Origin of the sequence: Neobacillus paridis, assembly GCF_016765675.1 — a bacterium.
GTDB lineage: Bacteria > Bacillota > Bacilli > Bacillales > Cytobacillaceae > Neobacillus > Neobacillus paridis.
Map to the genome: position 1 here is coordinate 90,697 of NZ_JAESWB010000233.1, position 25,505 is coordinate 116,201.

A 25,505-nucleotide genomic window follows, 5' to 3' on the forward strand; every position below is an offset into this window, starting at 1 on the left:
AAGGCGCTTTTTTGTTTTTGATGCCATTTTTTGGTTCCTTTTATTGCCTTCACCCTCCCGTACCATTTTGATGCCCCGCCATTTTGATGCCTCGCCATTTTAGTGCTTCTCCATTTTGGCGCCTCTCCATTTTGGTGCCTGACACCATTCGTGGACATTTGTCTTCCTGTAGTGGACACATTTTCTACCAATTATCGATTTTTGATTGTTTCGTGTTATAATCGGGGAAAAAGGATGGAATGATTCTGTGTGGGAAGAAACAATAAAGATAGATGGTCCTTATAATTTTGATAGTGTATTGGATAGGCATCAGCCTGATCCACTGAAGCAGGTAAACCTGGAGCAAAGGTCGATTCGGGTGCCGATATTTATTGATGACCGGCCACATGTGGTCGATGTAAAGGCTATTGGCACAATTGACCAGCCGGCATTCCATCTTTCCGGAAAAAGTGAAGCCGATAAAGCAGCGCTAATTCAGCGCATCGCCGAGATTTTTCAATGGAATGTTCCATTAAAGCGGATCCACCAGTATTTTCAACAGACCGACTTAAAAGAAATTTTCCAGACCTTTATCGGGACACCGCTTATACTGGATTTCGATCTATTTGGAAGTATAACCAAATGTATTATTCATCAGCAAATTAATATGAAATTTGCCTATACGTTAACGGAGGGATTTGTTAAAACATTTGGCTTTGAAATAGATGGTCTATGGTTTAATCCACAGCCGGAGACAGTTGCTACTTTAACAGTGGAACAACTGCGCGAAATAAAAATGAGCGGCAGGAAGGCAGAATACATCATTGGCTTTGCCAGGGAAATTGTCGATCATGGATTAGATCTGGAAGCTTTAAAAAGGGAATCGGATGAGGAAATTTTTCATCGGTTGACTAAAGTGCGCGGAATCGGCAAGTGGACGGTAGAAAATTTTCTTCTCTTTGGACTGGGCCGCCCCAATCTTTTTCCAATGGCAGACATCGGAATTCAAAATGCGCTTAAAAAACTGTACCAGCTTGAACGAAAACCGACTAATGAAGAAATGGCACACTATATAAAAGGATGGGAGCCATACTTAAGCTATGCTTCGTTATATTTATGGCGCAGCATTGAATAATTTGGAGTGAACATGATGAAAACAGAAGCAGCAATCAAAATCGAACCAAAGCAGACATTCCCGTTGACGATTAAACGGCTTGGGATTAATGGCGAAGGCGTCGGTTATTTTAAAAAACAAGTTGTCTTTGTGCCTGGGGCCCTTCCAGGTGAAGAAGTAGTGGTTGAGGCTACGAAAATTCATTCGAAATATGCCGAAGCCAGGATCAAAAAAATCCGTATCAAGTCACCTCATCGGGTAAGGCCGCTTTGTCCGATTTATGAGCAATGCGGCGGCTGTCAACTGCAGCATCTTGCTTATAGCCAGCAGCTCAAGGAAAAACGGGATATTGTGATCCAAGCACTTGAACGCCATACAAAGCTCACACTGGAAAAACTTGATATCCGCGAAACAATAGGGATGGAAAATCCTTGGGGTTACCGGAATAAAAGCAGCTTTCAAGTTGGTGAAAAAGATGGTAAACTGCTCGCCGGTCTATATGGTCTCAATTCGCATCAGTTAATCGATATCGACCAATGCGCGGTGCAACATCCACAAACAACTGAAGCAACAGCTGTGGTAAAGCGAATTTTACAAGACCTGCACATCCCCATCTATAATGAAAAAACGTGGAAAGGGATTGTCCGCACGATTGTTACCCGTGTAGGAGTGCAAACAGGCGAACTGCAGGTGGTCTTAATTACTTCCCAAAAAGAACTGCCGAAAAAGGCTCTTATTATTGCGGAAATTCAAAAGCGACTTCCTCGGGTAAAATCGATTGTGCAAAACATCAATGGTGAAAAAACATCACTAATTTTTGGCGAAGAAACGGTGAAGCTTGCGGGTGAAGATTTTATCCAGGAAACATTAGGCGATTTGCAATTTGAGTTATCCGCAAGAACGTTCTTCCAGTTAAATCCGGCGCAAACCCTAAAACTTTATAATGAAGTAAAAAAAGCAGCAGATCTTACAGGAACAGAAAAAGTGCTTGATGCTTATTGTGGCGTCGGGACGATCGGGTTATGGCTCGCCGATCAGGCTGCAGAAGTCCGCGGCATGGACGTGATCTCGGAATCGATTGAAGACGCCAAGAAAAATGCAAAACGCCATGGATTCACCAATACGAAATATGTCCCGGGAAAAGCAGAAGAAGTCTTGCCAAAATGGGTAAAAAAAGGCTGGAAGCCCGATGTAGTGGTGGTGGACCCGCCGCGAACAGGCCTCGACAGTCAGCTGCTGCAAACGATATTGCAGGTTGAACCAAAAAAGTTAATCTATGTTTCTTGCAACCCATCTACGTTGGCGAAGGATATACAAGTGCTAAGTAAGAATTATGATGTGAAATACATCCAGCCGGTGGATATGTTTCCACATACGAGCCATGTGGAATGTATCTCGCAACTCATTTTAAAGAAAGGCAACTAACCCATTGGGCGTTGCCTTCTTACGTTTCTTGCAGCGGATTAACAAAGTTGTATTGAATGTGGACGGTGCCATCATTCTTACATGTGATCTTCTCTACCAGGGAATGAAGGACCTGCGGCGTCAATTCCGTTAAGTTGAGGACGTCTTTTAATTTTTTGCCGATATTAATGGCGTAATCCTCATTGTCGTATTCCTGTAGTTTCTCATTAAGTTCGGTTTTTTTGGTTTGAAGGTCCTTAATCTTGCTGTCCGTTAATTCTCGATATTCAACCAAATCTTCTTTTGAAATGACATATTCAGTATAGAGGTCTACATATTCGAGCTTTTTGTTTCTTAATTTATCTATTTCGGATTGGGCCTTTTCTAGCTCTTTTAAAACGTTCCGCTTTTTTACATTAAGCTTATTTAATAGAGAGTTTAAGAAGGTCTCTCCCTTTAGAGAGTTAAACAGTGCTTTTAAGTCCTCCATAATCACATGCATAAGCTCTTTTTCCCGAACGGCCACCTTGTTAAGACAAAAGGTATCACCATGTCTAATGTTTCCGCCGCAGCGGTATCCCTTTTGATTGGCTTTTAACCACATGCCTTTTTGACATTCTTCGCAATAAAGAATGTTGGTAAAAAGGTGTTTCTTCGGAGTGGTAGCTGTTCTTGTACGGTTTTCTATCATCACCTGTACGGCATTAAAGGTTTCATTTGGAATGATCGCTTCGTGGGTATTTTCGATAATCACGACACCGTCATCGCTTAACTCTCTCCGTTTAGAAGAGGTCACGGAAATCGTTTCTGTCCGGTTCTGGACAAGATCACCGCAGTAATGAGGGTTATTCAAGATATTCTTGACACCGGAAGCATGCCATAAGTTCGAAGCGTTCGTCTTATTAGCCGCTTGTGAAGGAGTAAGAACACCCTCCGTTGTTAATGTTTTCGCGATTGTATCCATTCCAGTACCGTCTAAATACTCTTGGAAAATCCGTCTGACAATGTCCGGTGAGTTATCATTTCTTATTTTAAGAATTCCATTTTCACAATTGTATCCGTATGGAGGATTTGAGCCGACAAACAGTCCCCGTTGTGCTTTTACCTTTTTAGCTTGTTTGTTACGGCGGCTGCTGTTAGCTGATTCATTTTCATAAAGCCAGGCAAATAATCCGAAGTTCTGAACATTTCCTTCCACACTGTTAATAGAGCCGTCCAGACAAACTAAATGAATGCCATTTTCCTGCCATAAGTTCCAAAGTTCATAGGAAAGTTGTCCGTTCCGAGCTATCCGTGATAACTCTTTTGTTACAATGACGTCAAACATTCCAGCTTTTCCGGCTTCAATTAGAACCCTTAGCCCGGGCCGGTTTCTTTTGGTACCAGACTTTTTGTCTGTGAATACCTTAACGATTTCCCAATTTTGTTGGGCTGCGTAATTAGTATAAATGTCAATTTGGTTGTCAATCGATGTCCTTTGTGAATCCATTTCCGTTGAAACACGAGCATATACTGCACATCTCATGCACAATCACCACCTAGAGCAATTTTTTCATGAGATGCTGGTGAGTTTACTGTCTTATTATTGACGAATCTTTCCAGTTCTAATTCAACGAGTTGTTGTAGAATCCGCTGCAGATTCACACCTTTATTTGGTGAAGCATATGATCGAATAACTTTCATTTAATTTCCTCTCCCTTGATGTTTGTCTATGATGTATAAATTTCGGTATTGTGACCATACTAAGAATGTTTTTCTGTTATTTATCCATATTGGTATAATTCCTCCTGAAGTTTAATTTGATTTCGGCAGTTCATCCACCGACAGGAAGAAACATAACCATTACAGAAATAAATTCAATAGGTAATATGTAGAATAAATGGAAAAGGTGGACAGTGTCCTAGATATAAAATTTAATATTTATATGTGGTCATAAAGCTGGCTATCAACCGAACAAGGAACCAAAGGATGTGTATATCAAGCTAAGTGCGAGTTGCAAATATGTAAGGAAAGATGATTTATTTAAGGCACTTTTCATTGTAGGCGTGTTTATTTGTTGGTTGTAATTATCCTTCCAAAACAGATTGGAGGGGATATATACTTTTAGGTTATGCGGGTTACTGACTATGAAAATACTCCACCCCTATCCCCAGAAAACAAGAGATTCTTGATTCAAGGGACAGAGGCAGTGGTATTTATCAAAGGGTATATACTTTAGTGCGAAGCTGGGAACCCGGATGCTGCTGCTGTTTAATACCTGAATTTCTTCATCTTGTCATTTGCTTTAAGTTAAAGCATATGCAGTTTCGCCCGCATATATTGTGACAAGCACCATTGGCCGTAACCAATCGAAACTCCACCGAACCGTTACTTACAAGGAGCCGTTCCCGCTCCTTCTCCAGCAATCCAGCCCAAACAGCAGAAAGACCTTGATTAATGATTGCTAGTGCTGATTTTCTTTGTCGCATCGGCTCAGCTCACCTGACCTCTTATTTAGCGTGACTTAAGGGCATTTCCCACGGTTATCCTGTTCGTAGTTCTTTCATGTCGAACACTACCAAACGACAGCTTTTTGACAGAGGGTGGCATCTCTAGCCCTTTTGGGGATTTATCTCAAATATTGTGACTTTAATAAAACCTTTTCAGAAAAAGTATGCAACATTTTATTATTATGAATTTACTTTAGAGGAAGTTTTAACCTAGAATGGTTAATGGTTTAAATGAGGAATTTGCAAATATATCCACAAAATGGCTATAATGAAATAACATAAATTGCAGTGGCTTATATAAGCTACCAAGTAAGAAACCCTTCAAACTGGTTGGTGTGAAGGGCTTCTTTTTTGTTTGAGATAATTAGCTATGATTGCTTTTAGGTTGAGGATAAATCCGATTCGGCAGCAATAGTAAAAATATAACTCATATTATTCATATATGCATAAATATTAGCTGTTATTGTGGGGCACTTATTCAAGTAACTGGGTTAGTTAAAGAAGTTTATAAAGAAAAAACCAACTTTAAAAAGGTGGTCTGTAATTTAAATCTGTTCGTTTTATTTAATTTCATCTGTAGTCTGATGTTTAACATTAATTATTTTGTAGGTTTTTTAAACCTTGCCATTTCTTCTGGTGCAAATGGGTAAGGTGAATCCATACTTTCAAAAGATTTATTAATAATTAAACGAATGCCTACAACATACCAAACGACAAAAATGATAGTCCCGATAATATAGTCCCAAACTGAAGCCAAATTATGAGTTTGAATATAATAAATGTATACGATTGCGATTGGTAAATGCCCTAAAACAGTACTTGCTAATCCAGCATTATAAACACTTTTTAGCATTCTATTATTTACAATTCCATGCATAAGAAGCTGGGCAAAGCCGCCAAACAAAATAGGAGCTAATCCAAACCAAATGGCATCTGGCCATATAATTGGTGGGACATAGAGCACGATTGCAGTTCCCCAGTTCGTTAAAAAAGCAGACATTTGATTTAGTGGAAAACGATCTGGTCTTGGACTATCTTTGTAAGCAAACATGGTGTTTGCAAACATTGGGAATCCACCCGGGAAACCAAACTCCTCAAAAAAGTGAAAATTCAATACGGCTAGATTTAGCAGAGCTAGTCTTTGTAGAACATTTAAATCGGACCAAAAAATAGCCGTGCAAATGATAATTGCTATGCCGATGAAGACACTAATGTTATAGAAATGTCTCAATAAAAACTTCATTTTATCTCAATCTCCTTTAGTAAATTTTATAACTGTGTAGAATTAGTTTTTAGTAGCTTTGTTTAGCTAGAAACATAAAAGGTTAACCTATAGATTGTTCATTTTTTCTTTTCAAGAGAGGCGAATGCTTGTACCTCATTGCAACGATTAACCTGCCATTCTGGTACAGCATAAGGGGAATTCACATTCTTAAGGGCTTGAACAGGTAAAATCGTCGTTAGGATCAATACAATGAAGAATGAGGCGGCTCCCCAAAACCAATCCCATCCAGTCACTAAGTCATTTGAAACGATAAATACCATGTAATAGATACTGATTGGAATTAAGAAAAAAATAACGCTCGCTAATCCTGGATTGTACCAAGTCTTCAATCTACTGTTCATTTGAATTCCATGACCAATGAATTGGAATAAATTGAAGAACATTGTTGCAAGACCAAGCCAAATGAACTCCGACCAGATAATTGCAGCAATATAAACAACATAAGCTAAATGATTAACAATCATGGATGAATGCATGTTTCCGGGGAAAGTTCTATAATTCACTTTTTCACCGAAATTCGCTTTATTTATGACTACAGGACCACCACCTGGAAATACATATTCCTCATATTGATGAACGAGTAGTGCCATAAAACTAAACATAAGAATGTTTTGCAGGGTACTTAATGTATCGATACCCCAGAACCCCATATAAAAAGCCAGAAAAATAAAAACGACAATCGTAAATTTGTACCAGTTATAACGATAGAAATTCATGTTAAACCTCCTGATAATCGACTTTCCAAAAGCTTGGATTTTAAATTGTGTAATTCCTGATTTCTTTTATTTACGATAGAAATGAATTGATAAAAAAGCATTGGAGAAATAAATTCTATTAGTATTCAAATAAAAATATCGTTGTATTCCTCCTTTAAATAAAATATAATAATGAACACCGTGTTGTTCTATTCGTGGTTAAATTATATGCTTTGGTTTAGCTGAATACAATAATCAAAAAATGTCCTTATGTTGGTTAAGGGACACCAGGGTAGCGTGTGTTGGATAAAATGTAGGAGGAATCATTCTTGTATCACAAAAATGAAGATTTAAGAGTACAACGTACAAAAGAAGCGATCCGAAATGCATTTGTAGAATTAATTGAAGAAAATGGGTATGAGGCGATTACCATTAAAGATATTACAAAACGGGCAAAAATCAATCGTGGTACTTTTTATGCCCATTATCAGGATAAATTCGAATTAATGGAGACTTTTAAAGAAAAAATCTTAAGCGATTTACTCACAATGGTTAAAGTGAATCTCCCTAATTCTATTGCGGAATATAAAGGAAACTCATCCTTGAAAACTCCATATGTAACAGCTGTCACTATATTTGAGTATTTAAATAAAAACTATAAATTATTTAATGTAATACTAAACTCAAGTGGGAATATGGCTTTTCAAAAAGAATTACAGAAAATTATATGGAGGATGTTAATTGAAAATGGTCCAGAAGCACTTATAGATGAGGACAATCTACTTGTTCCAGCAGATTATTTAACATCATATGTTGCGTCTGCTCATTTAGGAATCATTCAACAATGGCTAGGGAATGGAAGGAAGGAATCCCCTGAAGAAATGGCTCATATTCTTTCCGTGATTACCGTTTGTGGACCGTTCTATGCAGCTGGTTTTAAAAATGAATCTTTTGAAGGTAAAGTAGATGGTGTGTGAAAAGTATCATTAATTATTATTGATTGTATTGAAGTAAAGCAAATTGCTACTGAGACATAATGGGTAGTGTCAAAAGTTCTATGAAAACTCATTAGGTGTTCAGCTTTTTCTGCCAAATATTTGGTGGAAAGGCCACGCAATCGCTCTTGACAAACACGCCAATGGTTTTAGGTAAGTTTAACAAGGGCGACGGGGACAAAAAGAAGGCATGCTAAATAGCCCTTGGTTTTTTCCATTTTAAACCATTGGCTAGTTCGGTTTGTCAAGAGTTCGCTTCGCCGATTGCTGTTTGGGTGTTCGAACCTTCAAGGGCTCTGCTAAACAAAAAGTTAGGCTAATTGTTCAATAATCCAGTCTTGTGCCAAACCAATGAGTTTAGACCATCGTGCAGGCATGTTCGGCAGCTGTAGTAACTCCGGATTGACCACTGGCACCTTACCTTCTAGTGCGGCGTGAGGCCGTAAAAAGTTAAAGTAAGCTACAAACAAGGTCACAAAAGAAACAGACCCATGTTCAGAACCAAAACCGTGTGTGGAGCGATAATTGCCCTTAAACGTGCGATTTAACCGTTCTATCACTTGTTTTAGTGGTCTATACTCTGTTGACACTGGATCTTCGTTTGTAAGCCCAATAACTTGCTTAATGTCGAAATGAATGTCGTGTTGGGCAAAAAAGTGCTGAGCTAAAAGGTAAATTGGATTACCGTCCACGACAAATGTTAGAACCCGGTAATCAAGTTTCTGTAGGGTTTCGATGATCGGAAGATCATCAACCTGTAGCTTACGATAAGGTTTATTTACAGGAGTCTTTTCAGGTTTGTCAAACATGCCTTTTCCAATAAGAAGGGTAAGCAATGTTCGAATTACCTGATCTTGATGCTTGATAAATTCCATTAAATAGGTTAATAATTGAGGGTACAAACTTGTCACTTCCAATCTAGGATGTTGTGTGTGTGGTAACCTCAATTATCCTTAGATTTTAGGGGGTGGCAAGTTTTTTGCATTTAAAGCCCTTTAAATCAAGGATTATTAACCTTTCTAATATTAAAGTTTTGACAATACGAATGGTTCGGGGGGGGGGGTTATCCCTTCGATGGAGTGCATCTAATAAGGTATATTTTTTTGAAGTCTATGGTTGCTATACCCCCCCTCGTGAAACATCCCTGTGAAACAAGATTATTCGGAGAATGACAGGCACTATTACTACTACGAGATGGAGGAGTATGATGAGCAGTTAGTAAGGCGGCTTATTGAAAAAGTTACGGTGCTTGATAAAAAACTCACTGTTGAATTCAAGTCTGGTGTTGAGCTTGACGAAGAGATATAGAATATTGAGCCAACCGCCAATTAAGTGAACTATCACCATTTGGCGGTTTTTCCGGGTTTTTCCGTGACCTTTTCAATTTTTAAATATTGAAGATATCAAGTTATTGTGTTAAAATGTACGTTGGTACAAATAAGAATTTAGGAGGAACCGAAACTATGACAGCCTCAATGCGTTTAAGATAAGCTGGCAATAAAAAAGGCAGAATCTATCCCCGATGATAGGCTTTTTTTGTTGTGCTTATTTATACGATATTGAGCATTCATTAGTTAAGGTGAGATATAGACTATTTAATTATAGCTTTATTTAACTATGCCTTTATAAAAGAATGTTTCCATATTGTATGTATGCAGATCAGAGCCACATTGTGGATTTTGGCCTGCATTTTTTATTGCCTAGAATACTATTCAAAATAGAAATTCAAGCAAAATAATATGCAGGAGATAATAAAAATGGAAAGATACAACAATTGGAAACTAAAGTTTTTTACAATATGGGCAGGGCAGGCAGTATCATTGATTACAAGTGCCATCCTGCAAATGGCGATTATTTTTTATCTTACAGAAAAAACAGGATCTGCGATGGCCTTGTCGATGGCATCACTAGTTGGTTTTTTACCCTATGCGCTCTTTGGGCCAGCTATTGGTGTGCTAGTGGATCGGTATGATAGGAAAAAGATAATGATTAGTGCTGATTTAATTATCGCAGCAGCTGGTGCAATGCTGGCTATTATTGCATTGTACATGGAGTTACCTGTTTGGATGGTTATGGTCGTATTGTTTATCCGTAGCATTGGAACAGCTTTTCATTCCCCCGCTCTGAATGCGGTCACGCCTCTTTTAGTACCAGAAGATCAGTTGACTAAATGTGCGGGTTATAGCCAGTCCATGCAGTCTATAAGTTATATTCTAAGCCCAGCAGTTGCGGCATTGTTATACTCTGTTTGGGAATTGAATGCAATTATAGCCATCGATGTACTTGGTGCTGTAGTTGCTAGTCTCACAGTAGCATTTGTGGATATTCCAAAGCTTAAAGTAGACCAGCAAAAGCAAAGTTTACATTCAAATTTCATAAAAGAAATGAAAGAAGGAATTGTCGTACTGAGACAAAACAAAGGGTTATTTGCCTTATTACTTTTAGGAACACTATATACATTTGTTTATATGCCAATTAATGCACTATATCCTTTAATCAGCATGGAATATTTTAATGGGACACCGATGCATATTTCTATTACCGAAATTGCTTTTGCCTCTAGTATGCTGGCAGGAGGCTTGATATTAGGAAGAATGGGAAGTTACGAAAAGCGTGTACTATTAATAACGGGTTCATTTTTTATGATGGGAGCTAGTCTAGCCGTCTCGGGGTTACTTCCTCAAAATGGATTTGTGATGTTTGTAGTTTGCTGTGCAATAATGGGGCTTTCGGTGCCATTTTACAGCGGTGTGCAAACAGCTCTTTTTCAGGAGAAAATTAAGCCTGAATATTTAGGGCGTGTATTTTCCTTGACCGGGAGTATCATGTCACTTGCTATGCCACTTGGGTTAATCCTTTCCGGGTTCTTTGCTGATAGAATTGGTGTAAACCATTGGTTTTTAATATCAGGTATTTCAATCATCGGCATTGCTATAGTTTGTCCGTTAATGACTGAGATTAGAAAATTAGATTCAAAATAAAATATACATTATTGGAGGGATATTTATGTATTATATTTTCATGTAATTCTTCCTGCTTAAATCGCAGGGTTTTCCCTGCGTACAGGCAAATGAAAACATGCGATTATAGACAGGAGGAAATAATTATGGAATTGATATTAAAAGCACAAGACATTCGTGTGAAAAATTTACAGGGCGAGATGTTTTAGATATAGATGAACTAGAAATATATGATTATGACCGTATTGGTTTAGTAGGAGCAAATGGTGCAGGAAAAAGTACTTTACTCAAGGTGATTTTAGGGGAATTAACTTCGCCAGGATGTAAAATCAATCGTCTTGGAGGATTTACCTATATCCCTCAGTTGGATGAAGTAACTTTGCAGGAGGAAAAAGATTTTGCGCTTATATTGAAGTAAAGCAAATTGCTACTGAGACATAATGATTAGGAGGAAGAAAATGAATAAACATGAACTATATAAAACTGCATTTAGTTTAATTAATCATAAAATAGGTTTGCTGAATTGATTGAAGATAGCAATTCGTATAGAAGAACCAGAGGACTTAGATTAATAGCTGCTAATGCAAAATGGGATATAGAATACAAGATTGATGAAATTATTGATGAATATTTAAAACATTTCTTGGATGAGAAGCCTATTACGACAAGGCGATATATTAAGGTATTACCTAATATTGCAAAATATAAACCAGAGTTAGAGGATTGTATTATAGAAGCGTTGAAGAAAGCAGATACAGAGATATACAAGGAAAGTATGCAGCCGTTAGTATATAAAGATTTTATGTCTGTTTTAAAGAAAATTAAATGACAAATTCTAATTTGCTAGAATTTTTGAAACTGTCTCATTGTATGGATTGATGATGTATATTATGCTTTGGTTAGGAGGTGCTGAATATGGCAAATGAAGATAAAAAAGATTTTAATGCAATGTTGAATGATAGTAAGGATATGCCTAAATTTCATACTATTACAGATCCTAAAAGCATTGAAAAATATGGTGGTGACAAAATGTATTTTGCTCCACCTATTGAGTATGATAAGGTAATGAAATTAGTACCATATGGCAAAGTGACAACAGTGGGGAAAATCAGAGAATATTTTGCAAAATTAAGTGGTGCTGATTTTACTGATCCTATAACAGCAGGAATATTTATTTCTATCGTAGCATGGGCAAGTTACCAAAGAAGTGAGAATGAAACACCATATTGGAGAACATTAAAAGCAAATGGTGAATTGAATCCAAAGTATCCTGGTGGTGTGGAAGAACAGAGAAAAAAACTGGAACAAGAGGGACATACAGTTATTCAAAAGGGCAGGAAGAATATTAAATATTACGTTCAAAACTATGAATATGTGCTCTTTGAATTATAGTGACAAATTCCTATTTGTAGAGTTAAATAACATCATTTTTGATTAGGTTCTCTCTTGTAAGAAAATGGAGTCAAGGAACCTGTCCCTTAGTCCCACCAAAATAAATGGATTGGGGTGCTTGGAATGAAGGCGATAACAGTATTGCCCTTTGGAGTGAAGTACACACCGATGGAAAAGTTAGCTTTAATTAATTTTGAGAAGGAGCCGGATTCAATATATAAAGGGTTTGAGTTACAGTATTTAAATGGCGCTGAAATTGGGCAAGGATATCGGATATTGGCCTATCGAAATGATGGATATGTAGATATGTATGATGACCTGTCACTACTATTTAATCCAAATGAGGAATGTGATGTTGCGGAAAAGGGATTAAATAAACATATCCAAACGAACATCGCAAATACGGTATTTGAAAAATTGGATGGCTGTGTACAAATTTCGTTCGATTTTAAAGATTTGGAAAGCCGAAAGATCCATGTATTTATCAAAGAACAGACGAAAAAGAAAAGTATCCCCATGAATTTATTGGCACCCATTGGTTTTGGAAGCGAAAAACCATCTTCACTTCCGCTGTTTTTCTTATATAATTTTGATTTTATTAGAAGAAAAAGTACGATTGTTGATATCCGTATAGATAACAAAGCCTTGAAATTAGATCCGTTTCCATTCCCGTTTCCAATGTATGGACAAATGCGATACTATACAAGATATACGATGGAAAGTCAGATTCTTGAATTTTTTCCCATTGATAGGCAAGTAAAAGAAATAGAATTAGATGAGCGCATGCGATATACTGATCAAGGAATAAATTACAAGTTTGTTAAAACAGCAAATGGAGTAGGGTTGTCGCAAATAGAATTAATACAAGAGAAAAAAGTCGTTATTCACTTTTCTCCGGCATTTGTTTTGGAAAATCAGACCGGTGAGTTTTCCATTTGCCCGCCTGAAGAAATGGGCCATGTTGACGGGATTTATCAAGTGGAAAAGAATGGTGATCTTGCAAATGTTTCCTTAATACCAAATAAAGGGTGGACAAGTAATCCAAATACGAGACTTACCAAAATCATTTTATCACCCAAATCGGTATTTTGTAATTGGAGTAAGGAATATCAATATTCATCGGTGGTTGATTTGAAAAAGATGAATGTACGTGCAAAATGGATCAATGGAAATAATAAAACGGGTGCCTAGCAGTAGTTACCGGTAAGATGGTGTTGGAACCAAAAGTCAGTACATTTTTCAATCTCTCTTTTCTTCTGGCAATTTGAATGTCCAGAAAACGTGCCAAGGTTCATTTTGACCTCGTAACCTTAGTTTATAATACTTCAAAATTAGCTGTGGATCGTATCAATGCATCGTTAAATCAACAACAAGTTGCTTAAAATACAGACCGTATAGAATAGTCGTTCTTAATTTCCAAACTGGTTGATTGGAGTGGAAGGCGGCGACTCCTCGAAAATGCTAAGGCATTTCCTTCGTGCGTGGATAAATTCACGGAAGCTCTTTCAGTGTTCTGCGGGAAAAGCGTGGCCAGGTGGGATCCCGCAGGAGCGAAGCGACGAGGAGGCTCACGGACCGCCAGCGGAAAGCGTCCGCCTGGAACGGAAATCAACACAATGTTTATGAAGTAAAAACTTAAAAAACTTTTAACAACCAATATTCTGTAGGTCTGTGTTTCTTTAAAATAGGAATTTATGAAATTGATTCACGTACTAAAAAATCTTTTAATTTGAGAAATAATTTTTGTGAAAAAAAACTAGCGGAAAAAGAGTGCGGGTGAGAAACCTGTATCAATAATCATATCATCGATTTGTAACGCTCTTCCTCTAAAAGTAACTATAAGTGATGTTGTAATAAGTTGTCCGTCAAATGATATTTTCATTATATTCGTCTCACCCTCACCAACGGGTCTTTACGAATATGAACGATACATTCCTCGTTCGATGTATGGTAAACAATATTTCCAGGTTCTACTTTAAAAAACTCTTTATTTACATTTTCTTCTGGAATGGATCTAATGGGTGCGACTTCATCAATAATTTTTTTATCCTCATCCTCATGATAATTAAGAATCGACACTAATACAAACTGATTTGGGAATAATTCTCTAACTTCCTGCCACTTCATATATCATCTCTTCTTTTTCCCTTATTATAAGCTATTGCTAATTTCATATCACTTTTTTTTTGTAGCCATTTCTAAAGTAGCATAAGCTCCTTTTATATAAAGTTCGGTCACATCTTTTCCCAATTTCTCTACAACCTTAGCCTTTCCATCCAGTACATCTTCTCCGTCTCCTCCGATTATTTCAGCAGGTTCCCTTGGGGTTGAAAATCCTCCGAGCAATTCAGGGCAGACAGTAACTGCTTTATTTTCCCCGATTAATTTCGCTAACCTATTATCTAAACTATGCGTACCGTTGTATCTTACCTTTAATCCCGCCAAACAAGAACTGAGTAAAATCATAACTCCCTCCGAAAATAGATCAAATGTTAAATCTGACTGTACTAAACCGTAGTTGAAAAGCATTATACCTTGAATTTAGATAATCGTAAACTATCTGTCTAATCATTCCTTTTTTCGATTAAATCAGCAAGTTTTATTAAACCTTGTTCAAGCTGTTCTGCTGTCGCATATGAAAAGGAGAGGCGAAGGTGAGTAGAATCATTTTGATCATAGATATTTCCCGGATTAATCAAAATCCCTTCTTTCAAACCCTTCTTAAACAATTTATTCATAGATACATCCATGTCTAATTTGAGCCAAATATAAAAACCACCTTTTGGAATATTCCATGTTGCAATCTCTGAGAAATATTTTTCAAGAATTTGAAGAGTTAAATCCCTACGGATTTTCAACTCTTTTCTTATATGATGAAGATGTTCTTCATACAAGCCGCTTGCAAGCCATTCTGCGACAGCATATTGTGATAATATGCTTGATCCATAATCAGTTTGCATCTTAATATCAGATAAACGATCTATTACTGGTTCTGGGCCGACAAGCCAGCCAATTCGTAAACCAGGCCCCAAAGTTTTGGACATGCTCCCCATATATAAAACAAGTCCTTGCTGGTCTGTGGCTTTTAGCGGTTTTGGTTCAGGCTGCTCAAACCATAAATCTCCATAAACATCATCTTCAATAATTGGAAGTCTTTCCTTACTGCAAACATCTAAAAGTTGTTTTCTTCTAGTCTTCGATATTGAAACGCCTGTTGGGTTGTGAAAAGAAGGAATGGTATAGAGCAATGCCCCATTATGTTGTCGTTTTAATCGCCCTAATAAATCTATTTTTATTCCTTCACTTTCCATCGGAATACCAAATAAATTCATCCCAGCGGACTGAAATAGATTAACAGATGTTAGATAAGATGGTGTTTCATGAAAAATAGTGGAACCTTTATGTAATAGCCCCAGAGAAATTAACTGTAATGCCTGAAGTCCGCCAGAAACAATTAATACGGATGCAGGTGTAACCGCAATTCCTTTTGTTTTTAAAAAGTTACAAATCTTTTCTCTTAAATAAAGATCTCCTTTTGGTTCCGTATAGCTAAGAGAAAGTGGTTGTTTTTTGTTTTGAAGAAAGACTTTTTTCATCTTTTCAGACGGTAAAAGTTCGGGTGCGAGTTCGCCTGTTCCAAGACGAATAATATCCGGTCTAGATTCGGCATTATTAATATCTTGTATGATAGATTGGTTGGGTTGATATGTACCTGATTTTACATAATTTCTCCAATCGGGTGGTGGGGTAGAGGAAATGATGCTCCAGGTATTATTCATGACAACTGTACCTCTGCCAACTTTTGCTTGAATTAACCCATCTGCCACTAATTCATCAAGAGCTGTAACAATTGTACTTCGATTTACATTAAACTGCAGAGCTAATGTTCTTTGTGGAGGTATTTTTGTGCCTATTGTCCATTCCCCATTCATGATTTTCCGTTTCATATATGCGTAAATTTGTTGATGTAAGGGGAGCTGAGAAGAACGGTTTGGCACCCATTCAAGGTTAGACATATCTTAATGCACTCCTGTTTTTCTTTTATTATAACAATTGGTTGGTTTAAAGCCCACCCAATTGGTTGGAGACTTCACCGTATTCTTCCGATAAAATATTTTCAAAAAAGGAGGAAACATAATGATTGAGGCATTTATTCATGGAACAGCATTAGCTTTCGGCTTAATTCTGCCACTTGGGGTTCAAAATGTTTTTATTTTTAATCAAGGAGCTACACAAAAAAGATTCTTACGCGCAGCACCTGCTATTATTACAGCGTCTATTTGTGATACAATTTTAATCCTTTTAGCGGTCACAGGTGTTTCAATCATTATTTTCCGTTTTGAATGGCTGACCAATTTAATATTTATTATTGGATTTTGCTTTCTAATCTATATGGGCTGGTCTATTTTTAGAAGTGATGCTGAAAATGAAGGGAAACAGCAAAAGAATGTGCAATTAACTGCAAAACGACAGATTATATTTGCGACATCAGCTTCCTTTCTTAATCCCCATGCAATCATTGATACTATTGGAGTGATTGGCTTTAATTCATTGAGCTACAAAGGAAATGAGTTAGTTATCTTTGCATTATCCTGTATTAGTGTTTCATGGATATGGTTTTTTGGTTTGGCGATTGCGGGAAGAATTCTTGGAAAAGTTGATACAACTGGTAAATTGATCAAACGATTTAATCAAGTATCAGCGTTTATTATATGGGGAATAGCAGTTTATATCGGAATTAAGGTTATAGGTGATTAGAATAACATTCAAGTAAAAATGAAAATTCTTATTGAGGAAAAGAATTCCTTACAGGCAATGCCAGCAAATTGGATTTCATCCCCTCAAGATTAGTACAGGGCTAAATAGTTGTGTTCAGCTGTGATATAATGTAAATTTTATAGAATTGACAGTAAGTTTATAAAAAACATATTTATTCAACCGTAGGAGTTTCATCCAATCGAAGAGAGTATCAGGGAGTATGTCATATATTAATGAAATTTAAAAAAATTGCAGGAAAGCCAAAACAAGTTGAAGTGATAAATGAACTGATGGCTTTATACGGAAAAAGGCCTGCCTTTATGGATGAATTGAGGGAAATAAAATAACAAAGTGCCTAACCTCTCCGCCAGACTGGTTCACTGCAAAGTATAGTATTGCAACTTTAATAGGGATGTTGGCACAAGCCGTAATGGTTATTTTTGAAGGGGTAATTATCGGAAATGGGTTGGGAACTCTTGGACTTGCGACGATCAGCGTTATCATGCCTTTGGAAATGCTAAACCTGGCATTAGGAGGATTTTTCGGAATTGGGGTTGCTAGTGTTGCCGCCATGAAGCTTGGGAAAAACGATACGGAGGGCGCAAAGGCAGTCTTTGCCCAGTGTTTCTGGTTCTGCGTCATTTCTGTAACAATACTGGCCGCCTTAGTGTTTTTCAACGCCGAAAGAGTTGCTTACCTTTTAGGTGCGACTCCGGATATTACGGCTAGTGTCGTTACATTCATTAAAATATTTATTTGTGGCTATCCGTTTTTAGTTACCGGCCAGTTGTTAGTCACCTTGACATTTTATTAATGGAATAACCAGTCCAAAGATAGCCAAGTGCCCAATGCTGTGAGAGGAACCGACTCAGGGTTACCCATCAAGAAGTCACACCTTTTTTCATTTTTAGAAAGGGGCGCATTAAATAACTTGCTACTTTTAATGGATTAATGGTTTTTGTCTGAAACAATTTTTCACCCCAGTATCCATGAAGTGATCGTATTATGCGATCTAATCCTTCATTGGATATTTGCTCCATAGCTCTTCTTAGTACGAGAGAATCTTCATAGCTCTGGCGAAGCGGTGCCATTAATTCCTCGTAATTTCCCATCCCACACAAATCATAGGCTGCATAAACACCGCTTAATATCGAAGTATACTGGCCAAAGCCCATAAACGGCATCATCGTTCCGAAGCAATTGCCTATGTAAAAGGTATTTCCTATTCGTGGTTTCAAACAGATTTCAATAGGATAATGAGTAATTTGAAACTGATCAGTGATGGGCAGTTCCTGCTTTAGCTGAGAGCGAACCTTTTGGTAAAATAGCTTCCAGAGATCCCTGATATTGAGATCTGCGTTTTTCGGTAAGTCTGGAATGGCAAGGGAAATGCATGCTTCTTTTTCTGAATAGGGAATTAGGAAGCAATACCCGTATGGAGACAGGTCGTAATCGACCCAGGCCATAACTGTATATCGGTCAAACGAGCCTTCAACGGTGGCACCTTGTATAGATACGGAAAAATCTTCTCTAAAGTTTCTGGTCTCCTTTGCATAGGCTCCATCTCCAGTTGCTATGACCACATGAGTATATTCACTAAGTAATTGCTCATATGTTTTCTGGGAGTTGAAATGAATTGTTGATTTCGTTTGCCGTTCTAACTGTGATTCAAAAGAATCCCGTTCTCTGCCGCGGACATTTGTGAACCCAAGATGTCCCTCGATTATCGCCTGTTCATTTTTAGAGAAAAGTTCCATTCTTTGAATGTTTGATGTCGGTTGGAGATATATTCCATACTCATCTGACAAGGAGGCAATGCAATCATGAACGGGCCGGGAAAAGATATCCAGCAAGACCTCGCCGTTGACAAATCTGTCCCCTACTTTGCTTCTTTTCTCAAATATTGTTGGGGTAATTCCGTTTTTTTTTAAGGGTTATTGCACACGCTAAACCGGAGAGTCCAGCCCCCATAATCGCAATTTCCATATCAAATCATCTCCGAAATACTTCTTATAGTAGAAGGATTCCCTTGCGAGAAATAATAAATGTATCCATGTTTTTCAAAATAATTGGTTTCTTTATCTATTTTCATGCGAACAGTGTAGAGGAGAAATATACCCGGAATATTATAAAGGTGTACATGGCATAGAGTACAAATATCGGAAATCCTCTAATCAAAAAAGGCCGGGTGGTTTTTGTAAGATGTTCCCTTTTGAATTACGAAACTTAAAAAAAACATTGTCATTAGCAAATAAGAAAACAGGGTCATTTCACCTATAGAATGGCTCATGCTTTTTTCAGTTAAGCATTAAAAACAGAAACAAATTAAGAGCATTATTCAGATGCTAATAGTTTTGCTAGTAGTTTATCAAATTTGTTTGGACTGATTATTTCGTGTGTAATGAATTCTCCGTTATAAAACAAACCAAAAGTTGTCCAAATTGTTGGTGAATTTTGTGCTTCTTCTTTAGTAGTTATTCTAAAAGATTTAAAAGGGACACCCTTGTTTTCTGCTATTTTTCTTAGTTCTTCCAATATACCAACAGCAAATGGACACTGAACAGTGTAATAAATAGTTATGCCTTCATCATAAGAAAAAGTTTTTACCTGTTTTTTAAAAGATGGTGCAATTGCTTGTTTATTCCATGACAATGCCACTAATTCAAAATACGGTTCTGCTTGGTCTACTAACTCAAACCCCATATGTTCAAAGAAACGTTTATCACTTAAATATGGATAATTTTTCTTGCCTACAATATGTACAATCCCATCCATACCACGATTGATTGCATCCTCTTTACAATAATTTAACAATTGCTTGGCATACCCATTATTTTTGTATCTTCCTGAAACCCACAAACAGTTAATATACATATAATTCGATGCTTGAATAGGAATCCATGCCATTTCGGCAGGTAAGTATTCAACAAATACTTTTGCACGTTCATCCAAGCGATAAAAAACTAATCCTTCATCCATTCGTTCTGAAAGCCATTGCTTCTTCTCGCTTACTGCATTTTCATATTGTTTTGCCCCCAATGCACAGCATATGTGTTCGGTTTCTATATTACTTTTTGTAATTTGAACAAATCCCATTTCTTCCACCTCCATATTTGATATTTTAGCATCCCAATTCACACCTATTTTACCAAAAAGGGAAGCTTATTCCTCATTTAAAAATTAGGTTGCTATTTAAGTGGTTATTTTAGGTGCTAAATTGCTAAAAACATTGATAAATCAATAAAAATAAGGTGCGAAAACGTTACGATTTCGTACCTTATTTGTATTGCTAATTTAATTTTTGTAATTTAAAAGAGAATGTCTTAAGAATTTTCTGTCGGCTTTTATGTTAATATATGATGGGGAGAATGATAGAATAATATAAATCAAATCTTGTGAACTACCCACCGGATTACATTCAGCAAAATGTATGTTATACAGCGTTGATTTTAATGAAATTGAATATCTTTAATAAAACATGGGAGCTTTAGTGATCAAGGGAGTTCTATTCAATATGAGATATTTGACCTTGAATTTCATGCTAAAAGATTAAAGATATTATTTCAGTGAGAGACTAAAAGCAGGAGTGGTAAAATGCTTAACTATCGTAAAGCTACTATTAATGATATTGATGTAATGGTTGATTTAAGAAAAAAGCAGCTGATTGATGAAGGGATCGAACCCAATATCGATATTGATACGGATCTACATAGTTTCTTTATAAATAAATTAAATGATCAGTCTTTGCATCAATGGCTTGTGGAAGATCAGGAAGAGGTTATTGCTTGCGGGGCGGTTATTTTTTATCAATTTCCACCTTCCTATTCGAATAAAAGCGGGAAAAAGGCTTATATAACGAATATGTATACGAAAAAAAGCTACCGGGGTCAAGGTATTGCAACCAGTTTGTTATCTAAATTAGTAGAAGAAGCAAAAAATGCCGGGATTACAAAAATATGGCTTGGTGCTTCAAAAATGGGCAGACCTGTTTATAAGAAGTTTGGCTTTAAAGAAACGGATGAATGGCTAGAGTTAGATGTTTAAGGTGATCTGTGGTCATTTTAACAAGCATCTATGCGTCAAACTGTTATCATCTATTTAAAGGCTTATTTCTATGAGATATTCTACTTATATGGTACCTGACCCCCGATGAAATGGTACATGTCATACAGTGGGAACAGCTTCTGATAACCTAGAGGTGTTAGGGGAAAATACCGAACATTTGGAAAACGAATATGTTATGTTCCATTCCCTAATGCCGAAACTATGGTAAGAGTAATACAACAGGTAAATATACCAAAAAGTTGGGGGAAATAGTAATGAATAATTTTATTCCTGGATTAATCGCTCTTTTACCGTTAATTCTATTTGCATTTGTCTTAAGATGGATTCGCCTAATCAAAATAAACAGCGAAATTCAAGTTGATCAAAATAAAAAGATTATATCCTTATTGGAGGAACTGAAAAATAACAAAGGCAGCGCCGGGTAGTTCACGGACAGTGGGTGCAGCCGTTTCATATGGAGGCTTAATTTAAAAAAACATATTTGAGATGAAATGTATAGGTGCCTTAACCTCCGATGTGGGAAAACTTTAATGCACTGGGGGCCAGGCACCTCTTTTCAGATAGAAAAATTACAGATATCCGGCCTGAAATTGCAGAATAATAGAAAAATTGCAGATATAATTGAAAGACTGCCGATATCTGACCTCTAAAATGCAGAAGTCCAGCCAGCGTCTGCTACTAATACTGTACCATTGACAAAGCTGGATTCATCGGAAGCTAAAAAGAGGGCCACTTGGGCAATTTCTTCCGATTCTCCTACTCTTGGCATAACAGATTGCACAGCCTGTAGACGGCTCGCGCCGAATTTTTATCGATGAAGTAATCCGTATTGATTTCCATAATAGTGAAATCTCCTTAGCCCAATATCTTGACGGATTTCAAGAACAATACTTTCGTGAAGGGTAGGATAAACCAATTCATCATCCTTCAACTTCAATTATTCTTTTGTTGCTGTTTTTTTTGTTGTTACAATATACCTATACCCGTAATTGTATTTTGTGATATAATGCGCATATAAGCAACTAGGAGGGAAAACATATGGGAAAAAAGATCATCATTGTTGGCGGAGTTGCAGGAGGAGCTACTACTGCGGCCCGACTGAGAAGATTGGATGAACATGCTGAAATTATCCTCTTTGAAAGAGGCGAATATATTTCATTTGCAAACTGCGGTTTGCCTTATTATATCGGTGGGACTATATCTGAACGTGATCAGCTTTTGGTTCAAACGGTGGAAGAAATGTCTGAAAAGTTTCATTTAGATATCCGAAATCTAACTGAAGTGACAAAAATTAATCGCGAGAAAAAGACGATTGAAGCAAAAAATTTAAGGACGGGTCAGATTTATGAGGAAGCATACGATAAACTGGTGTTATCGCCTGGAGCTAGTCCTATTAAACCGCCCATCCCGGGGATTGAAGCGGCAGAATCCCTATTTACATTAAGAAATATTCCTGATACCGATAAAATTAAATCATTCGTTGATTCCAAGAAACCAAAGAAAGCAACAGTCATCGGCGGGGGCTTTATTGGCATTGAAATGGCCGAAAATCTTTGCGATTTAGGAATTCAGGTAACCATTGTTGAAATGTCCAACCAGATCATGGCACCGATTGACTATGAAATGGCTGCGATTTTACACTCACATCTTCGTGAAAAAGGAGTAAAGCTAATCCTGGAGGACGGGGTAGCAGCGTTTAAAGAAAACGGAAAGATTGTAAGATTAAAGAGCGGCAAGCAAATTGAAACCGATATGATTATTTTAGCCATCGGGGTCAAACCAGAAAATCAATTAGCTCTTAGTGCCGGTCTTAAGGTTGGGGCATGGGGAGGCATACAAGTAAACGAATATTTGCAAACGGAAGATCCCGATATTTATGCGATTGGCGATGCGATTGAGGTAAAAGATTATATCAACGGCCAGCCAACGCAAATCCCGCTTGCCTGGCCAGCTAATCGTCAGGGGAGAATCGTTGCCGACCATATAAATGGAATCCAGGCTAAATATAACGGAACATTAGGAACGTCGATTGCAAAAGTTTTTGATATGACTGTAGCAGCAACCGGTAATAATGAAAAAACATTAAAACGGCTTGGAATGCCATATGAGGTCATTCACGTCCATCCTGGCTCACATGCGGGTTATTACCCAGGCTCTTTTCCGCTTTCCCTGAAATTAATTTTCGAAAAGGAAACCGGGAAAATTTATGGGGCTCAGGCTGTTTCCTATGATGGTGCTGATAAACGCATTGACGTGATTGCGACAGCCATCAAAGGCGGATTGACGATCTTTGACTTGCCGGACTTGGAATTAGCCTATGCACCTCCTTATTCTTCGGCTAAAGATCCGGTGAATCTGGCTGGCTACACGGCAACGAATGTGGCGGCGGGCTTAGTCGAAACGGTTCAATGGTACGAGATCAATGAAATTATCAACAATGGCGGATTATTAATCGATGTTCGCGAACCGATGGAAAGAGAAGTGGGTTATATTGAAGGGTCCGTCAATATTCCACTTGGACAATTGCGGAACCATCTGGCTGAATTGCCAAAAGATCAAACGATTTACTTAACCTGTCAGGTAGGTCTGAGAGGTTATCTAGGAGCGCGAGTTTTAATGCAACATGGGTTTAAGGTGAAAAATTTGGATGGTGGAATAAAAACATATTCCTATGTTTACGAATCCAATACAGATGACAACTCTGGGTTTTCTATAAGCGATTCAGGGGTAATCGAAGCAAAACAATCCGTTCCTAAACAGACCATTTTGGTTGATGCCTGCGGATTACAATGTCCCGGCCCAATCATGAAAGTCTATCAAACCATGGATAAAATGAATTCAGGCGACATTTTGGAAGTTCATGCAACTGATCCGGGATTTACCAAGGATATTAAAGCATGGGCTAATAAAACGGGAAATACCTTAATAAAAACTAGTTTTGAAGATAGGAAATTTAAGGCCTTGATTCAAAAAGGAATCCAAAATGAAGCTGCTGCATCAAAAGAAACTTCTGCCTTACCGGAGAAAGACGGAGCTACGCTTGTGGTATTTAGCGGGGACCTGGATAAAACGATCGCTTCGTTTATTATTGCCTCAGGTGCTGCGGCGATGGGTAAAAAAGTAACGATGTTTTTCACGTTCTGGGGGCTCAATGTATTGCGGAGAACAGATGCACCACCAGTCGAAAAAGATTTTATGGAAAAAATGTTTGGCATGATGATGCCTAAAGGTGTTGAAAAATTGCCGCTGTCCAAGATGAATATGGGTGGAATGGGGGCAAAAATGATCAACCATGTAATGGAAAAGAAAAATGTCGATAATCTACAAACTTTAATGAAAAATGCCCTTGATGCTGGAGTAAAACTAGTAGCGTGCTCCATGTCGATGGATATCATGGGAATTAAAAAAGAAGAATTAATTGATGGTGTCGAGATTGGCGGAGTGGCCACTTTCCTTGGTGACGCTGAACAATCCGGCCTTAACCTGTTTATCTAGACTGAGCGTTGGAACATGGTACGCAGAGAAAAAACGTCCAAAAGAATTGTATGGTAGTCCTAGTTTAAAGGGGTGAATTGAAATGAAAGAAAATAAAAAAGTTCAAAATACTTGTCAGACAACCGGTTCTTGAGGAATTAGCCGCCCCAAAATGCCTGGGAAAGAAGAGGAACCAGCTAAACAGCTGATTCCCATATGACCGGGGACATTTGTGTGGCTCCTGGCAGGAGTCATTTACCTAATTTATAAACTTTTTAGTTGATTGCACACAAACAATTTATACCTGATTGGCGGTATCCGTGAGACTCAAGAAATGTTGGATTTCTGCGCAGAACATAACATTACGCCTAAGATTGAAGTCATTTCAGCCGACCAAATTGACGAAGCCTACGAACGCGTACTAGCTTCAGATGTAAAGTATCGATTTGTCATTGACATCAGCACAATGTAAGTTGTTTCATATGATATTTGATCATTTCAAGGGTGTCCTAAAAGCTTAGCCTTCGGGACACCCTTTTTAAAAAGATAAGAAAGCATAAAATTTTGTCACACCACAGTCCTTGATACTGTGGTATTTTTTTGGATCATTTTACTTTCCTGCCTTCGAAAAATTAGCGGATTTTATTGATTTATTAGCTAATCTATCGATTTTATTGGCGAATTCGATTCATTTATTAGCGGTTTCAAGGATTATATTAGCGAATCAAAAAAACACACAAATCTTTTAGAAAAAGCTTACTTAAATAGTCAGCCGTTATTCAAGGATTTTGTTAAAACTTTCCCATTATTGATGTACTATATTTACTCTCGGTTAGTGGGGAGCAAGTCGCTTTCCGCATACCGGGTAATATTACATGTAAAGTTTAAGGGAGGA

The 25,505-nt window shown here is 37.5% G+C and carries 21 protein-coding genes and 5 pseudogenes; 14 read left to right on the forward strand and 12 right to left on the reverse strand.

What is annotated here, in order from left to right:
• The first annotated feature begins 247 nt into the window (after positions 1-247).
• Positions 248-1,114: a DNA-3-methyladenine glycosylase family protein gene (locus JK635_RS15980; RefSeq protein WP_202654956.1), complete on the forward strand. Its 867-nt coding sequence runs from the start codon at positions 248-250 to the stop codon at positions 1,112-1,114.
• Positions 1,115-1,129: 15 nt separating this feature from the next.
• A complete protein-coding gene (gene rlmD, locus JK635_RS15985; RefSeq protein ID WP_202655034.1) occupies positions 1,130-2,518 on the forward strand; it encodes a 23S rRNA (uracil(1939)-C(5))-methyltransferase RlmD in 1,389 nt (462 codons plus the stop codon).
• Between the two features lie 19 nt (positions 2,519-2,537).
• Here rlmD and JK635_RS15990 read toward each other — a convergent pair whose 3' ends face one another.
• The 5 genes from JK635_RS15990 to JK635_RS16010 all read right to left on the reverse strand — a co-directional run bounded on the left by JK635_RS15990 (position 2,538) and on the right by JK635_RS16010 (position 6,987).
• The gene (locus tag JK635_RS15990) at positions 2,538-4,022 is read right to left on the reverse strand and encodes a recombinase family protein (RefSeq protein WP_202654957.1); all 1,485 of its coding nucleotides are present in this window, start codon (positions 4,020-4,022) and stop codon (positions 2,538-2,540) included.
• Positions 4,019-4,180: a hypothetical protein gene (locus JK635_RS15995; protein ID WP_202654958.1), complete on the reverse strand. Its 162-nt coding sequence runs from the start codon at positions 4,178-4,180 to the stop codon at positions 4,019-4,021. The genes JK635_RS15990 and JK635_RS15995 overlap by 4 nt, the downstream gene beginning before the upstream one ends.
• A 584-nt stretch (positions 4,181-4,764) precedes the next feature.
• On the reverse strand, positions 4,765-4,965 hold the full coding sequence (locus JK635_RS16000; protein ID WP_202654959.1) for a hypothetical protein: 201 nt from the start codon (positions 4,963-4,965) through the stop codon (positions 4,765-4,767).
• 619 nt (positions 4,966-5,584) lie between these two features.
• Complete coding sequence (locus tag JK635_RS16005) at positions 5,585-6,229, reverse strand: HXXEE domain-containing protein (RefSeq protein WP_202654960.1); 645 nt, start codon at positions 6,227-6,229, stop codon at positions 5,585-5,587.
• A 98-nt stretch (positions 6,230-6,327) separates the two neighbouring features.
• The gene (locus tag JK635_RS16010) at positions 6,328-6,987 is read right to left on the reverse strand and encodes an HXXEE domain-containing protein (RefSeq protein WP_202654961.1); all 660 of its coding nucleotides are present in this window, start codon (positions 6,985-6,987) and stop codon (positions 6,328-6,330) included.
• Between the two features lie 308 nt (positions 6,988-7,295).
• Here JK635_RS16010 and JK635_RS16015 point away from each other — a divergent pair, with 308 nt between their 5' ends.
• The gene (locus JK635_RS16015; RefSeq protein WP_202654962.1) at positions 7,296-7,943 is read left to right on the forward strand and encodes a TetR/AcrR family transcriptional regulator; all 648 of its coding nucleotides are present in this window, start codon (positions 7,296-7,298) and stop codon (positions 7,941-7,943) included.
• Between the two features lie 329 nt (positions 7,944-8,272).
• Here JK635_RS16015 and JK635_RS16020 read toward each other — a convergent pair.
• Positions 8,273-8,665, reverse strand: a pseudogene (locus JK635_RS16020) (transposase family protein); the annotation flags it as partial.
• Between the two features lie 1,053 nt (positions 8,666-9,718).
• On the opposite strand from JK635_RS16020, the gene mef(A) reads away from it, so the two are divergent.
• The 5 genes and pseudogenes from mef(A) to JK635_RS16045 all read left to right on the forward strand — a co-directional run bounded on the left by mef(A) (position 9,719) and on the right by JK635_RS16045 (position 13,504).
• Positions 9,719-10,942 carry a macrolide efflux MFS transporter Mef(A) gene (gene mef(A) / locus JK635_RS16025; protein ID WP_202654964.1) on the forward strand — a complete coding sequence of 408 codons (1,224 nt, stop codon included), beginning with the start codon at positions 9,719-9,721 and terminating at the stop codon, positions 10,940-10,942.
• 125 nt (positions 10,943-11,067) lie between these two features.
• Positions 11,068-11,336 (forward strand): annotated as a pseudogene (locus JK635_RS16030) (ATP-binding cassette domain-containing protein); the annotation flags it as partial.
• 108 nt (positions 11,337-11,444) lie between these two features.
• Positions 11,445-11,750 carry a hypothetical protein gene (locus tag JK635_RS16035; protein WP_202654965.1) on the forward strand — a complete coding sequence of 102 codons (306 nt, stop codon included), beginning with the start codon at positions 11,445-11,447 and terminating at the stop codon, positions 11,748-11,750.
• Positions 11,751-11,836: 86 nt separating this feature from the next.
• Positions 11,837-12,313 carry an MGMT family protein gene (locus JK635_RS16040; protein ID WP_202654966.1) on the forward strand — a complete coding sequence of 159 codons (477 nt, stop codon included), beginning with the start codon at positions 11,837-11,839 and terminating at the stop codon, positions 12,311-12,313.
• Between the two features lie 123 nt (positions 12,314-12,436).
• Positions 12,437-13,504 (forward strand): hypothetical protein, encoded by a 1,068-nt coding sequence (locus JK635_RS16045; RefSeq protein ID WP_202654967.1) that lies wholly within the window; start codon positions 12,437-12,439, stop codon positions 13,502-13,504.
• Positions 13,505-14,194: 690 nt separating this feature from the next.
• Here the strand turns inward: JK635_RS16045 and JK635_RS16050 are convergent.
• From JK635_RS16050 to pdxR, 3 genes and pseudogenes are all read right to left on the reverse strand, one after another.
• The gene (locus JK635_RS16050; protein WP_202654968.1) at positions 14,195-14,440 is read right to left on the reverse strand and encodes a hypothetical protein; all 246 of its coding nucleotides are present in this window, start codon (positions 14,438-14,440) and stop codon (positions 14,195-14,197) included.
• A 63-nt stretch (positions 14,441-14,503) separates the two neighbouring features.
• A pseudogene (locus JK635_RS16055) lies at positions 14,504-14,779 on the reverse strand (2-thiouracil desulfurase family protein); the annotation flags it as partial.
• A 98-nt stretch (positions 14,780-14,877) separates the two neighbouring features.
• Positions 14,878-16,329 (reverse strand): MocR-like pyridoxine biosynthesis transcription factor PdxR, encoded by a 1,452-nt coding sequence (pdxR, locus tag JK635_RS16060; protein ID WP_202654970.1) that lies wholly within the window; start codon positions 16,327-16,329, stop codon positions 14,878-14,880.
• Between the two features lie 121 nt (positions 16,330-16,450).
• On the opposite strand from pdxR, the gene JK635_RS16065 reads away from it, so the two are divergent.
• Together JK635_RS16065 and JK635_RS16070 are read left to right on the forward strand one after the other, a co-directional pair.
• Positions 16,451-17,071 (forward strand): LysE/ArgO family amino acid transporter, encoded by a 621-nt coding sequence (locus JK635_RS16065; RefSeq protein ID WP_202654971.1) that lies wholly within the window; start codon positions 16,451-16,453, stop codon positions 17,069-17,071.
• A 412-nt stretch (positions 17,072-17,483) separates the two neighbouring features.
• Complete coding sequence (locus tag JK635_RS16070) at positions 17,484-17,885, forward strand: MATE family efflux transporter (RefSeq protein ID WP_306792956.1); 402 nt, start codon at positions 17,484-17,486, stop codon at positions 17,883-17,885.
• Between the two features lie 67 nt (positions 17,886-17,952).
• On the opposite strand, the gene JK635_RS16075 is transcribed toward JK635_RS16070, so the two are convergent.
• Entirely contained in the window at positions 17,953-18,924 is a 972-nt protein-coding gene (locus tag JK635_RS16075; RefSeq protein ID WP_235888150.1) for an NAD(P)/FAD-dependent oxidoreductase, read from the reverse strand.
• Positions 18,925-19,405: 481 nt separating this feature from the next.
• On the reverse strand, positions 19,406-20,167 hold the full coding sequence (locus JK635_RS16080; RefSeq protein ID WP_202654973.1) for a GNAT family N-acetyltransferase: 762 nt from the start codon (positions 20,165-20,167) through the stop codon (positions 19,406-19,408).
• Between the two features lie 498 nt (positions 20,168-20,665).
• Between JK635_RS16080 and JK635_RS16085 the strand changes: the two genes are divergently transcribed.
• Complete coding sequence (locus JK635_RS16085; RefSeq protein WP_202654974.1) at positions 20,666-21,115, forward strand: GNAT family N-acetyltransferase; 450 nt, start codon at positions 20,666-20,668, stop codon at positions 21,113-21,115.
• A 275-nt stretch (positions 21,116-21,390) separates the two neighbouring features.
• The gene (locus JK635_RS16090; RefSeq protein ID WP_202654975.1) at positions 21,391-21,561 is read left to right on the forward strand and encodes a hypothetical protein; all 171 of its coding nucleotides are present in this window, start codon (positions 21,391-21,393) and stop codon (positions 21,559-21,561) included.
• Between the two features lie 221 nt (positions 21,562-21,782).
• Here the strand turns inward: JK635_RS16090 and JK635_RS16095 are convergent.
• A pseudogene (locus JK635_RS16095) lies at positions 21,783-21,944 on the reverse strand (SDR family oxidoreductase); the annotation flags it as partial.
• A 230-nt stretch (positions 21,945-22,174) separates the two neighbouring features.
• Between JK635_RS16095 and JK635_RS16100 the strand changes: the two are divergent.
• Together JK635_RS16100 and JK635_RS27165 are read left to right on the forward strand one after the other, a co-directional pair.
• A complete protein-coding gene (locus JK635_RS16100; protein WP_202654977.1) occupies positions 22,175-24,631 on the forward strand; it encodes a CoA-disulfide reductase in 2,457 nt (818 codons plus the stop codon).
• A 283-nt stretch (positions 24,632-24,914) separates the two neighbouring features.
• Positions 24,915-25,082, forward strand: a pseudogene (locus JK635_RS27165) (alcohol dehydrogenase); the annotation flags it as partial.
• Positions 25,083-25,505: the final 423 nt, after the last annotated feature.

What these genes read in the sequence shown, in the direction of transcription:
- rlmD (WP_202655034.1), top strand. Translation starts at nt 1,130, where the DNA reads ATGAAAACAGAAGCAGCAATCAAAATCGAACCAAAGCAGACATTCCCG.
- JK635_RS15990 (WP_202654957.1), bottom strand. Translation starts at nt 4,022, where the DNA reads ATGAGATGTGCAGTATATGCTCGTGTTTCAACGGAAATGGATTCACAA.
- JK635_RS15995 (WP_202654958.1), bottom strand. Translation starts at nt 4,180, where the DNA reads ATGAAAGTTATTCGATCATATGCTTCACCAAATAAAGGTGTGAATCTG.
- JK635_RS16000 (WP_202654959.1), bottom strand. Translation starts at nt 4,965, where the DNA reads ATGCGACAAAGAAAATCAGCACTAGCAATCATTAATCAAGGTCTTTCT.
- JK635_RS16005 (WP_202654960.1), bottom strand. Translation starts at nt 6,229, where the DNA reads ATGAAGTTTTTATTGAGACATTTCTATAACATTAGTGTCTTCATCGGC.
- JK635_RS16010 (WP_202654961.1), bottom strand. Translation starts at nt 6,987, where the DNA reads ATGAATTTCTATCGTTATAACTGGTACAAATTTACGATTGTCGTTTTT.
- JK635_RS16040 (WP_202654966.1), top strand. Translation starts at nt 11,837, where the DNA reads ATGGCAAATGAAGATAAAAAAGATTTTAATGCAATGTTGAATGATAGT.
- JK635_RS16045 (WP_202654967.1), top strand. Translation starts at nt 12,437, where the DNA reads ATGAAGGCGATAACAGTATTGCCCTTTGGAGTGAAGTACACACCGATG.
- JK635_RS16050 (WP_202654968.1), bottom strand. Translation starts at nt 14,440, where the DNA reads ATGAAGTGGCAGGAAGTTAGAGAATTATTCCCAAATCAGTTTGTATTA.
- pdxR (WP_202654970.1), bottom strand. Translation starts at nt 16,329, where the DNA reads ATGTCTAACCTTGAATGGGTGCCAAACCGTTCTTCTCAGCTCCCCTTA.
- JK635_RS16065 (WP_202654971.1), top strand. Translation starts at nt 16,451, where the DNA reads ATGATTGAGGCATTTATTCATGGAACAGCATTAGCTTTCGGCTTAATT.
- JK635_RS16070 (WP_306792956.1), top strand. Translation starts at nt 17,484, where the DNA reads ATGTTGGCACAAGCCGTAATGGTTATTTTTGAAGGGGTAATTATCGGA.
- JK635_RS16080 (WP_202654973.1), bottom strand. Translation starts at nt 20,167, where the DNA reads ATGGGATTTGTTCAAATTACAAAAAGTAATATAGAAACCGAACACATA.
- JK635_RS16085 (WP_202654974.1), top strand. Translation starts at nt 20,666, where the DNA reads ATGCTTAACTATCGTAAAGCTACTATTAATGATATTGATGTAATGGTT.
- JK635_RS16090 (WP_202654975.1), top strand. Translation starts at nt 21,391, where the DNA reads ATGAATAATTTTATTCCTGGATTAATCGCTCTTTTACCGTTAATTCTA.
- JK635_RS16100 (WP_202654977.1), top strand. Translation starts at nt 22,175, where the DNA reads ATGGGAAAAAAGATCATCATTGTTGGCGGAGTTGCAGGAGGAGCTACT.